The organism is Streptomyces sp. P9-A2 (assembly GCF_036634175.1).
GTDB classification, from domain to species: Bacteria; Actinomycetota; Actinomycetes; order Streptomycetales; family Streptomycetaceae; genus Streptomyces; species Streptomyces pratens.
In genome coordinates this window covers 3,925,154-3,936,845 of record NZ_JAZIFX010000001.1, presented here as the reverse complement: position 1 = coordinate 3,936,845, position 11,692 = coordinate 3,925,154, and the positions used below count along the sequence as shown (strand labels likewise).

8 protein-coding genes, 1 tRNA gene, 1 other RNA gene and 1 pseudogene are annotated in these 11,692 nt (G+C 69.9%); 4 read left to right on the top strand and 7 right to left on the bottom strand.

Annotated elements, in window-relative coordinates; translation table 11 throughout:
* Window positions 1-106 precede the first annotated feature (106 nt).
* The 6 genes and pseudogenes from V4Y04_RS17860 to V4Y04_RS17835 all read right to left on the bottom strand — a co-directional run bounded on the left by V4Y04_RS17860 (window position 107) and on the right by V4Y04_RS17835 (window position 7,315).
* Window positions 107-1,666, bottom strand: coding sequence for a DEAD/DEAH box helicase (locus V4Y04_RS17860; protein WP_332429164.1), 1,560 nt, complete (start codon window positions 1,664-1,666; stop codon window positions 107-109).
* A gap of 299 nt (window positions 1,667-1,965) precedes the next feature.
* Window positions 1,966-2,169 (bottom strand): cold-shock protein, encoded by a 204-nt coding sequence (locus V4Y04_RS17855; protein ID WP_042163016.1) that lies wholly within the window; start codon window positions 2,167-2,169, stop codon window positions 1,966-1,968.
* Window positions 2,170-2,470: 301 nt separating this feature from the next.
* Window positions 2,471-3,511 carry an SPFH domain-containing protein gene (locus V4Y04_RS17850; RefSeq protein WP_332429160.1) on the bottom strand — a complete coding sequence of 347 codons (1,041 nt, stop codon included), beginning with the start codon at window positions 3,509-3,511 and terminating at the stop codon, window positions 2,471-2,473.
* Between the two features lie 4 nt (window positions 3,512-3,515).
* Complete coding sequence (locus tag V4Y04_RS17845) at window positions 3,516-3,947, bottom strand: NfeD family protein (RefSeq protein WP_332429159.1); 432 nt, start codon at window positions 3,945-3,947, stop codon at window positions 3,516-3,518.
* Window positions 3,948-4,427: 480 nt separating this feature from the next.
* Window positions 4,428-5,671 (bottom strand): annotated as a pseudogene (locus tag V4Y04_RS17840) (PP2C family protein-serine/threonine phosphatase).
* Between the two features lie 222 nt (window positions 5,672-5,893).
* Complete coding sequence (locus V4Y04_RS17835) at window positions 5,894-7,315, bottom strand: ATP-binding protein (protein WP_332429157.1); 1,422 nt, start codon at window positions 7,313-7,315, stop codon at window positions 5,894-5,896.
* Window positions 7,316-8,037: 722 nt separating this feature from the next.
* On the opposite strand from V4Y04_RS17835, the gene V4Y04_RS17830 reads away from it, so the two are divergent.
* Both V4Y04_RS17830 and V4Y04_RS17825 read left to right on the top strand, forming a co-directional pair.
* Window positions 8,038-8,364 (top strand): hypothetical protein, encoded by a 327-nt coding sequence (locus tag V4Y04_RS17830; RefSeq protein WP_332429156.1) that lies wholly within the window; start codon window positions 8,038-8,040, stop codon window positions 8,362-8,364.
* 8 nt (window positions 8,365-8,372) lie between these two features.
* Window positions 8,373-8,846: a hypothetical protein gene (locus tag V4Y04_RS17825; RefSeq protein WP_332429155.1), complete on the top strand. Its 474-nt coding sequence runs from the start codon at window positions 8,373-8,375 to the stop codon at window positions 8,844-8,846.
* Window positions 8,847-8,951: 105 nt separating this feature from the next.
* Here the strand turns inward: V4Y04_RS17825 and V4Y04_RS17820 are convergent.
* Window positions 8,952-9,039: transfer RNA gene (locus tag V4Y04_RS17820), tRNA-Ser, on the bottom strand.
* 72 nt (window positions 9,040-9,111) lie between these two features.
* Here V4Y04_RS17820 and ffs point away from each other — a divergent pair.
* Together ffs and V4Y04_RS17810 are read left to right on the top strand one after the other, a co-directional pair.
* Window positions 9,112-9,210, top strand: an RNA gene (gene ffs / locus V4Y04_RS17815) — signal recognition particle sRNA small type.
* A 65-nt stretch (window positions 9,211-9,275) separates the two neighbouring features.
* Entirely contained in the window at window positions 9,276-11,660 is a 2,385-nt protein-coding gene (locus V4Y04_RS17810) for a DNA polymerase III subunit gamma and tau (protein ID WP_332429154.1), read from the top strand.
* Window positions 11,661-11,692: the final 32 nt, after the last annotated feature.

Below are 11,692 nucleotides of genomic sequence, written 5' to 3'. Positions count from 1 at the left end.
GCGCGTCTGCGCCCCGGCCTCGTGATGATCGCGGTACCCGTGGGTGCCGCCTCGGCACTCACGGGATGACCGTTCAACGGCCCTTCAACGGCTCTTCAGCAGCCCCTCAGCGGCCGCTTCCCTTGTTGCCGGTCGCGCTGCGGCGGGCAGCCTGCCCGGGACGGCGGCTGCGCCGGCTCCGGGACGGGGAACCCGTGCGCGCGGGCTGGTTCTGGGCGGGCGGCGGAGTGAGGACGACGGGCACGCCCGACGGTGCCTGGGCTCCGGTGATGCGGTTCAGTTCGTCCCCGCCCGGACGTACCCGGGTGGTCTGCGGGGTGATGCCGGCGTCGGCCATCAGGCGGGACATCTCCCGGCGCTGGTGCGGCAGGACCAGCGTGACGACGGTGCCGGACTCACCGGCGCGGGCGGTGCGCCCGCCGCGGTGCAGGTAGTCCTTGTGGTCGCTGGGCGGGTCGACGTTGACGACGAGGTCCAGGTTGTCGACGTGGATGCCGCGGGCCGCGACGTTGGTGGCCACCAGGACCGTGACGTGGCCGTCCTTGAACTGGGTCAGGGTCCGGGTCCGCTGGGACTGGGACTTCCCGCCGTGCAGGGCCGAGGCCCGCACACCGACGGCCAGGAGCTTCTTGGCCAGCCGGTCGGCGGCGTGCTTGGTGTCCAGGAACATGATCACGCGTCCCTCGCGGGCGGCGATCTCCGTCGCGGTGGCGTGCTTGTCGTCGTCGTCCACGTGCAGCAGGTGGTGGTCCATCGTGGTGACCGCGCCCGCGGACGGGTCGACGGAGTGCACGACGGGGTCGTGGAGGTAATTGCGCACCAGACGGTCGACATTGCGGTCCAGCGTGGCGGAGAACAGCATGCGCTGGCCACCGGGACGCACCCGGTCGAGCAGGGCGGTCACCTGCGGCATGAAGCCCATGTCGGCCATCTGGTCGGCCTCGTCCAGAACGGTGATGGCGACCTGGTCCAGACGGCAGTCGTCACGGTCTATGAGGTCCTTGAGCCGGCCGGGCGTCGCGACGACGACCTCGGCACCGCCGCGCAGGGCGCTCACCTGTCGGCCGATCGACACCCCGCCGACCACCGTGGCGATCCGCAGACGCAGCGCACGGGCGTAGGGGGTGAGGGCGTCGTTGACCTGCTGGGCCAGCTCCCGGGTGGGGACGAGGACGAGCGCCAGCGGGTGCCGGGGCTCGGCCCGCTGCCCGGCGGTGCGCGCCAGCATCGCCAGGCCGAAGGCCAGCGTCTTGCCCGAACCGGTACGCCCGCGGCCCAGCACGTCCCGGCCGGCCAGCGAGTTCGGCAGCGTCGCGGCCTGGATCGGGAACGGGGTGGTCACGCCCTCGGCACTCAGGGCAGTCAACAACTGCTCGGGCATGTCGAGTTCGGCGAACGTCTCGACCGGCGGCAGCGCCGGGGTGAGGGTGGCCGGCGGCGCGAACTCCCCGCCGGACGCGGCGGGACGGCCTCCGCGACCGCTGCCGCGTCCGCCCTTGACGGCGGCGCCGCGGGACGGACCGCCCTGACGGCCGCCCGACCCCTGGGAACGGACACGGCCTCCCCGCCCGGAACCCGCGGAGCCCGCGGTCTTGTCCGTACGGGAGCGGGACGAGCCGGTGTTGCCGGCGCTGTTGTTCGAACGAGCTGTGTGATTGCGGTTCATGCGGAACCTTCCTCGATGCGGCACGTATCGAGGAATTCCGCCCAACGGCGAGGTGCTGGCCGAATGAGAATTCGCAAGAATGAGCCGAAAAACGGTGAATCGGTGTATCGCTGCATCAGTACATGAGTGAGACAGCGGCAAGCGGCCGCGAGTGGCGGGCCACGAGCACGAGTACGGCGTCGGCTTCGTTGCCGGGCCGGGGAACGCAGTGGGCCGGGGCCCCGCGCCACAGGGGTGCGAGGTCCCGGCCACGCGCTGCATGCCGGCGTCGGATACCGACGCCGGTGTCAGCGTACGCGTCAGGCGGGAACGATGTTCTCGGCCTGCGGGCCCTTCTGGCCCTGCGTGACGTCGAAGGTAACCTTCTGGCCTTCCTGAAGCTCACGGAAGCCGGAGCTGGCGATGTTCGAGTAGTGGGCGAAGACGTCGGGGCCGCCGCCGTCCTGCTCGATGAAGCCGAAGCCCTTTTCCGAGTTGAACCACTTCACGGTGCCAGATGCCATGCTGTATCTCCTTTTGGGCAGTGCCCGGGGCCCACACCTTGTGGGCCCGTGGTCGCAACAATGATTCACCTGGCTGTTGTTCCCCGGGAAGCCGTGAAGCCTCTCGAGGACGAAAAAAGAGTGCTCGTCGACGGAAGGTCGGAAGAGCACTCACAAGCCTCTGGTAACCAAAACTGCAACTCTTCACGGTAACACGGGTGGGACGCCGGCGCCCGGAACCGGTCTCGTCGGGGCGTCGGCGTCTCCCGGCTCCGACGGCCCGCAGCCCCCGTACACCGGTGCGGGGGCTGTCGTCAGGCTGTCAGCGGGGCGGCTCGGACGGAAGGACTTCCGGGACGGCGCCGTCGGCCTCGGCGGCGTCGGCGACGGCCTTGGCGGCGGCTTCCGCGGCCTGCGCCGTGTCGTGGGCGGCCTGGACGACCATGTCGTCGTCGACAGGTTTCTCGCGGGTGGCCGGCGACCGGGGCAGCTGTTGGGTGAAGGCTTGGGACACGCCCTGGAGTGCTGAGGTGATCTCGCTCGGGATCACCCAGAAGTTGTTGCCCGAGCCCTGCGCGAGCTGCGGCAGGGCCTGGAGGTACTGGTAGGCGAGCAGCTTGGGGTCGGGGTCGTTGCGGTGCACGGCCTGGAAGACCTCGTCGATGGCCCGGGACTGGCCCTCGGCCTGCAGGATCGCGGCGGTGCGGTTGCCCTCCGCGCGCAGGACGGCGGCCTGTTTGTCGCCTTCGGCGGTGAGGATCTGGGATTGGCGCTGTCCCTCGGCCCCGAGGACCGCGGCCCGTTTGTCCCGCTCGGCGCGCATCTGCTTCTGCATCGCGTCCTTGATGGTCTGCGGGGGGTCGATGGCCTTGATCTCCACCCGGTTGACCCGCAGCCCCCACTTGCCGGTGGCTTCGTCCAGCACGCCGCGGAGCTGGCTGTTGATGGTGTCGCGTGAGGTGAGCGTCTTCTCCAGGTCCATGGAGCCGACGACGTTGCGCAGGGTGGTGACGGTCAGCTGTTCGACGGCCTGAAGGAAGTTCGCGATCTCGTAGAAGGCCGCTCGCGCGTCGGTGACCTGGAAGTACAGGACGGTGTCGATCTCGACGACCAGGTTGTCCTCGGTGATGACCGGCTGCGGTTTGAAGGAGACGACCTGTTCCCGCAGGTCGATCACCGGGTGAACGCGATCGATGTAGGGAATGACGAGGTTGAGACCGGGATTCAGGGTGCGATGGTAACGGCCGAGCCGCTCGACATTACGAGCGCGCGCCTGGGGAACGATGCGCACCGCCCGCACCACGGTGAAGATCGCGAACAACGCGATGATCAGACCGGCGATGAGAAACGCAGAGGTCTCCATTTTTTCAGTCCCGGGGGTAGACGAAAGCTGTGGTGCCACTGATCTCTATGACATCGACGGTCTTGCCGGGAGGAATCACCAGCGTCTCGTCATAGGCGCGGGCCGTCCACTCCTCGCCGTCGATACGTACCCTGCCGCCCAGCCCCGACACCTCCGAGACGACATAGGCGGCCTTGCCGACCAGGGCGTCTATACCGAATCGCGCCACCTGGGGCTGGAGCACGTGACGTACCGCGAGGGGGCGCACGAACAGCACGGTGACGGTGGCGACGACGGCGAACACCAGGAGCTGGAAGGGCGGCGAAAGTCCCAGTGCGGCGCACCCCGCCGTGACCAGTGCGGCGGCACTCAGCATTCCGAGCGCGGCGGTGAGAGTGAAGATCTCCGCCACAGCCAGCACGGCTGCGATGATCAACCAGATCAGCCACGGATCCATTGCGTACCTCTTCCGACCGGCGCGGGCGCGAAGGGCTGAACCCCACCATTGGACCTCGGTAGGAGAGGGTCGCGGTAGTCCTGTGGGAGGAAAACCTGCCGAACGAGCGGAGACGGGGTGATGCGACCCTCGCCGCAATTGCCTACTTCGTATTTTACTCTCACTTTACCCGTTCTTGAGAGAAGGAGTCTCTCCTGACGGGTTGTTTTCATTTCCTCCCCTGTGCCGTTCCCGCTCGGTGCCGTTCCCGCCGGCCGCCTCCGTGGCCCCCGGCGGACGCCCGCGGCTCCCCACGCGAGGGCCGGGGCTCCGGCCGGTCGATGACGTGTGAGCGCAGCGATCCGCCTGGAGAGCGGATGAGGACGAAGGGGCTCGTTCTTGGCCGGAGTCGCGGCCCTGACCGCCGGAGCATGCCCTCGAGGACATCGATGCGGTTCATGAGACGTGGAACCTCATGGCGCCGAGCGGGCAGGGGCGGGTTTACAGGCGGACGACGATCAGAGCCACGTCGTCTCGTCCGCCGTCGGCCACGCCGAGGCGGGTGAGCAGGGTGTCGGCCAGTTGGTCGGGGCCGAGGGACGTGTGATGGCCGAGGGCCTCGGTGAGGCGGTGCAGGCCGGCGTCGATGTCCTCGCCGCGGCGTTCGATGAGCCCGTCGGTGTAGAGCACGAGGGTGTCGCCCGGGGTGTAGGGCACCGTGGCCTGGGGCGCGGGGTGCTGAGGTCGGCGAGGACGCCCAGGGGAGGGTCGGTGGCCTCGTCGAGCAGGGTGACGGTGCCGTCCGGCCGGGCCAGGAGGGGCGGGGGGTGGCCGGCGCTGGTGTAGGTGATGCGCCGGTGGCGGGTGTCGACGACGGCTTTGGCCGCGGTCGTGGCCAGCGCGTCTTCGAAGGTGCGGGCGTACCGGCTCAGGACGTCCATCGCTTTGCCGGGTTCGTCGATGGCGCGGACGGCGGCGGACAGGGCGCTGCGGAGCATGCCCATGACGGCGGCGGCCTCCAGGCCGTGGCCGACCACGTCGCCGACCGCGACGGTGAACCGGTCGTCGGACAGGTCCACCACGTCGTACCAGTCGCCGCAGACGTTGAGGGACCGGGTGGCGGGCAGGTAGCGCACGGCGATCTCGCGATGGCCCGCCAGGTCCGGAGAGCGCAGCATGACTTCCTGGAGGGCGAGGGCGGTACGGCGTTCCCGGTCGTGGGCCTCGCGGAGTTCCTCGTTGAGGTCCTGGAGTTCCTGCGCCCGCGTGAACAGTTCGGCCTCCATCGCCCGGTGTTCCCCGCTCGGGTCGTCCGGCCTGGGGTGGAGGGGGCGGGTCAGCACGAACTCGGTCATGTCCTCCACCCGGTGGATGATCCACCGCACCTCTCCGTCGGCTCCGAGGACGGGTGTGTTGAGGGGCGACCACCACTTCTCCTGGAACACTCCCGGGCGGCCGGAGACCGGGATGTCGTACTTCTGCACCGCCATCGTGTCCGGTTCCTTCGAGCGGACGACCCGCCGCAGGGAGGCCCGCAGATTGCGCACCCCGTCGGCGTCCGGATCCGCCGGATTGTCCGGGTAGACGGCGAAGAGGTGCCGGCCGAGCAGCTCTTCCCGGGCCCGGTCCGTGACCCGCAGGTAGGCCTCGTTGGCCTCGACGATCACCAGGTCGGGGTCCAGCACCAGGCAAGGGCTGGGCAGCACGGCGAACAACGCCCGGTAGTCGATCCGCGGTGTGGCCACAAAAGCTCTCCTGTCCGGTTCCCCCTTCCCCCTTCCCCCTTCCCGATTCTCGCCCATGCGATCAGCCGCGAGCGGCGGTCCGCCGCCTTACCGGAGGCGAGGGACTCGCGGGCGTGCCGGCGGCGTTCGACGCGGGCGCCCCCTGGTGTCCTCCCCCGTCCGGACGGTGCCGGATGGAGGCGAATGCGACCAGAACTGCAACCGGGGGAGCCCAGGCCCTGGTCATGCCCTGCGCCAGGCGCTGAGCAGTACGTCGGGTCCGTATGCCGCCCGGAGCCCGGAACAGCTGGTTCCGTTGCGTGAGACCGCCACGAGCGGTACCGGCTCGTCGGTGATCGCGGCCCGGTGCTTCTGCAGCGCGGCAAGGTCGTGGTCGTCGAACGCGGAATTCTCCAGCCACTTGACCGAGCCGAGGAAGAGCAACTGCTTCGCCACCGGCTGCCGATCGGCGCCCACCAGGTCGATTTCGATGTCGTTGCTGCGGGTCCAGTAACCGCCGATCGCCGGGGCGGCGGGCAGGAGCCCGTCCGGCAGGAGGCGTGCGAGGGATTCCCGGACCAGGGGTTCGACCGCACGGCCCCGCCAGCTCGTCCACCGCTCCTTGATCCGGCTCAGCGTGAGGTCTCCCCGCATCCGTTCGATTTCCGCCATATGCGGATCCAGGAACGCGAGCCAGAACCGCAGATAAGGGTCGGCAACTCGGTAGCGCCGTTCCCTCGACGGCCGCAGCGAGAGGGGTAGTTCGGCTGCCACCACCCGCTTCTCGGTCAGGACGTCCGTGGCCCGGGTGAGAGTGGTGTGGGCGATGCCGCCGGCGGCGCGCGCGATGTTGGTGAAGGTTCGCTCCCCGCTTCCGATGGCCCGCAGGACTTCCCTGCTCATCGCCTGTGGTGGGAACTCCGCGGCCAGGGAGCGCTCGGCGGAGACCAGCAGTGCCGAGGTCGGGTTGTCCAGCGAGTCACGGAGGAACTCCCAGACGTCCGCTCCGGGCCGCCACTCCGCACAGATCAGCGGGAGACCGCCCGTGATCAAGGCGGCGTCGAAGGCGGCGGCGGGCGGAAGACCGAGCATCTCGCCGATGTCGGCCGGGTTCAGCGGCCCCACGACCATTTCCCGGCCCCGCTGGTGGAAGGGGCGGTCGTAGCTGTTCAGCGACTCCATCATCGACAGGTCGGATCCGACCAGGAGGAGGAGCACGGGTTTGCGGCTGAGCAGGCGGTCCCACGCCCGCTGGAGCATGCCCTCGAAGGCGTCGACGCGATCCATGAGATACGGCACCTCATCGATGACGACCACGCTTGGGCTGTCGTCGGGAAGGAGCTCCGCGAGCAGCCGGAATGCCGCGTTCCACTGCTCCGGGGTCTCCTCCGAGAACAGTTCCCGCTCCGGAAGGGTGGATCTGGCGACGGCATCGAGCAACTCCGTCAGCTCGTCCTCCGCGGTGCCGCCCGCCGCGGTGAAGAAAAGGTACGGCGCCTCGGTGCGCTGGAGGAATTCCTCGACGAGGCTGGACTTGCCGACCCGCCTTCGTCCGCGCATGAGGATGCACTGGCCGGGTTTCGCCGACCCGACGGCATCATGAACCGCCTGCAAGGCGTTGCCGAGGATGTTCAGCTCGCGGCCCCGTCCGATGAAGCGGCGCATGGCGGACCTTCCGTAGAAGATAGTTTCAATCGGGATACTATCCCTGTCGATACCATCTTCCCTTTCGTTCGGGGCGTGCCGCTCATGACGCTGTGGAATGAGGGAAGGGGCGAAAAACGCTCGGCGCCTCGTGGGTGGCCGGGGCGGAGGTGAGGGTGCGCACGGTTCGGTCGTCCGGGGCGGCGACGCGCTGGACGGTGATGGCCTGGCCGGCGTCAATGGCATGTGCGAGCCGGTGGGGTGGGCGGCTTGCGGGCTTCGTTCGGCGGTTCAGCGCAACGATGACCGGTCGTGAAGATCAAGTCGTGCTGGTTCGGCCGTGGCGGGGCAGTCGGCGATGCACGGTTCCAGGCGAGGGCGACACATCCTTCCGGAACGTCGAAGGGCCCCGCAGCAAGCTGCGGGGCCCTTCGATTTCGTGCCCGGTGAGGCACTGGCGGAGGATAAGGGATTCGAACCCTTGAGGGGTTGCCCCCAACACGCTTTCCAAGTCTTCGTCAGGCCGTCCGGCGGCGATCAGGTGCGTCATGGTCTGCGGCGGGTGACGGAACTGCCGCACGGTCGGATGGCGCCGTACAGCGGTGAACGAGACCAGGACTGAGACCGCGAACCTTGTCGGGCAGAGCTCGGGCGACCGTGGTCGAGTCGTGACAGCCTGAGTCGCCGGCCTTCGTCGGGAGGAATGCCTGGCGGGGTCGTAATACGCGTCATACACTTCTGGTATGCCGAAGACGAGGATCAGTATCAGCCTGGACAGTGATCATGCCGAGCGCATCCGGACTCACGCGGAGCGGGCCGGCATGGATGTTTCCGCTTATCTCGTCAACGCTGCGACCCGGCAGATGGCCGAGGCGGAAGCGGCCGAGGCGCAGTTCGCCCGACTTGACGCGGTGATCGCGGCAGCTGAGGCGGAGGCTGCGGCACTGGCACCGCTGCCTGAAGTCGCTGACGACGACCTCACGGAGCAAGAGCGGCAGGAGGTGCAGGAGGCCATGGGGCTCGTCTATGGCGCAGATGGTCCTGCTACCCGATCCGGTAACGCGGCGTGACTGCCCGGGTGCCGGTCTACGACACCGGCATGCTGATTGCGCTCGCGGATCGCAAGGCGAAGGCCGTGCGTCTGCACGCCGGCCTCCAGGGCACGCCGCATCGGGCGCTCGTGCTCGGACCGGTACTGGCACAAGTCTGGCGGCCCAGCCCCGCCACGGTGCATGCCTTGGCCGGGGTGATGAAGGACTGCACGGTGCCGCAGGCTCGTAGTTCGGCCCCAGCCATGCGCCCCACCAGCGTGGGGCAGACGGCCTGCATCATGTGCGCCACCGGCCCGGACATCACCGAATGGCAGCGCATCGGAAGCGCCCTTGGTGCGGCAGAGCTGCCCCCGAAGAAGCGGCCGGACGCCGTGGATGCCCTGGTGGCTCTGACGGCGGCCCGACACGGCAGTGCCGTGGTCTTCACCAGCGATCCGGCCGACCTCGATGCCTATCTGAAGGCTCTGGACGCCAAGGACGTGCACGTGGTGCAGATCTGAGGAGTCGGTCGGCGGTCGTGCCCTCGGTGCGAGGGTACGGAGGAACGCCGAAGGCCCCGTCCGGTTTCCCGGTCGGGGCCTTCGATTTCGTGCCCGGTGAGGCACTGGCGGAGGATAAGGGATTCGAACCCTTGAGGGGTTGCCCCCAACACGCTTTCCAAGCGTGCGCCCTAGGCCACTAGGCGAATCCTCCGGGAGGAACATTACATGACCCGAAGGAGTGCTTGCGAACTCGTTCTGCCCCCGTGACATGGGGTAGCCTGTGCGCAGCCCCTCACGTGGCGCTATCTGACTGAACTCCCCCAGGGCCGGAAGGCAGCAAGGGTAGGTCGGCTCTGGCGGGTGCGTGGGGGGCGCTTTCGTGTGCCGTCCCTCCGCCGTGGGGCGGGGCGGGGTGGGTTGTCGGTGGGCGCCTATAACCTCGTAGGCGTGTCGTCTCTCGCGCTGTACCGCCGTTATCGCCCGGAGTCGTTCGCCGAGGTCATCGGGCAGGAACATGTCACCGACCCGTTGCAGCAGGCGCTGCGGAACAACCGGGTCAATCACGCGTACCTGTTCAGTGGTCCGCGAGGCTGTGGCAAGACGACCAGCGCGCGCATTCTCGCCCGGTGCCTGAACTGCGAGCAGGGTCCCACGCCGACGCCGTGCGGTGAGTGCCAGTCCTGTCAGGACCTCGCGCGCAACGGGCCCGGTTCGATCGACGTCATCGAGATCGACGCCGCCTCCCACGGTGGTGTGGACGACGCCCGTGACCTGCGCGAGAAGGCGTTCTTCGGGCCCGCCGGCAGCCGGTACAAGATCTACATCATCGACGAGGCCCACATGGTCTCCCCGCAGGGCTTCAACGCCCTGCTCAAGGTCGTCGAGGAGCCTCCGGAGCATCTGAAGTTCATCTTCGCGACCACCGAGCCCGAGAAGGTCATCGGGACGATCCGGTCGCGTACGCACCACTATCCGTTCCGGCTGGTGCCGCCGGGGGTCCTGAGGGACTACCTCGGCGAGGTGTGCGGGCAGGAGAACAGCCACGTGGAAGAGGGAGTGCTGCCGCTCGTCGTGCGGGCCGGCGCGGGCTCCGTGCGTGACTCCATGTCCGTCATGGACCAGCTGCTCGCGAGTGCCGGTTCCGACGGTGTGACGTACGCCATGGCCACCTCCCTGCTCGGGTACACGGACGGCTCGCTGCTCGACTCCGTGGTCGAGGCCTTCGCCACGGGGGACGGTGCCGCGGCCTTCGAGGTCGTCGACCGTGTGATCGAGGGGGGCAACGACCCGCGGCGGTTCGTCACCGACCTGCTCGAGCGGCTCCGGGACCTGGTGATCCTCGCCGCGGTTCCGGACGCCGCGGAGAAGGGGCTCATCGACGTTCCCGCCGATGTCGTCGAGCGGATGCAGGCCCAGGCCGGCATCTTCGGCGCCGCCGAGCTCAGCCGTGCCGCCGACCTCGTCAACGAGGGGCTCACCGAGATGCGGGGCGCCACCTCGCCCCGGCTCCAGCTCGAGCTGATCTGCGCGCGCGTGCTGCTGCCCGCCGCGTACGGCGACGAGCGGTCGGTCATGGCCCGCCTGGACCGGATCGAGCGCGGTGTGAACTTCTCGGCGGGCGGTTCCGCAGCCGGTATGCCCGCCATGGGGTACGTGCCCGGGGCCGAGGGGCACGGCGGTGGTGCGGGGGCGCCGGTCCCGCCGGCTTCGGTCGCGCCGGGGGGCGGTCCGGCCGCGGCCCGGGCGGCGGTACGGGGGCAGGGTGCGCCCGCGCCCGATCAGCCTCAGCAGCCCGTGCAGGGGCCGGGGGCGGCAGCGGCCGCGGCTCAGCAGCCTCCGGCCGCGGCGCCTGCACAGGTACAGGCACAGGCACAGGCACCTGTACCTCCTGCACCGGCTCCGGCAGCTCCGGTTCAGGCTCCGGCCGCGGCGTCGAGTGCGCCCGCGCCGCCCAGTGCGCCGGCTCCCGGCGCCTGGCCCACCGCCGCCTCCGCCGGGGGCGGGCGGCGGCCCGGTGGCTGGCCCACGGCCGCCGCGGCGGGAGGAGGGCAGGCTCCGGTTGCTCCGAGCGCCCCCGCTCCCACCCCGGCGCCCGCACCCGCCTTCGCGTCCGCGCCTCCGTCGGCCCCCGCGCCCTCCGGAGGAGGCGGCAGCGGGCTCGACCCCCGGACGCTCTGGCCGAACATCCTTGAAGTGATCAAGAACCGTCGGCGCTTCACCTGGATCCTGCTCAGCCAGAACGCCCAGGTGACCGGGTTCGACGGGACGATCCTCCAGATCGGCTTCGTGAACTCCGGCGCGCGGGACAACTTCCTGAGCAGCGGCAGCGAGGACGTACTGCGGCAGGCCCTGGCCGAGCAGTTCAACGTGCAGTGGAGGATCGAGGCCGTGGTCGACCCCTCCGGGGGCGGTGCGGCGGCTCAGGCCCCGGGCTCCGGCCCCGTCGGCGGCCGGGGTGGCGGTGCGGGGTACGGCTCCGACAGTGGCGCCGGGGGCATGGGCGGCGGGTACGGGGGTGCGGGTGCCGGTGCCGGTCAGCGCCCCGGCGCCTCCCAGCCGTCGGGCCCTTCGGAGACCCCGGGCCCGGCTGCCCCGGCCGGTCCTTCCGCCTCCGCGCGGTCGGGCGGCGCCCCGACGGCCTCCTCCGCACCCGCGCCTGCCCCCGGCCCGGCGTCCCGGCCCTACGCCCCGGAGCCGCCGCCCCCCGTCTCCCCCGAGGACGACACCCCGGAGGACGACGACCCCGACCTGGACGAGTCCGCCCTCTCCGGGAAGGAGCTGATCGTCCGGGAACTCGGCGCGACGGTGGTCGAGGAGATCACGAACGAGTAGAGCGCCCGGTGGCGGAGAACCGGCGACGGCGA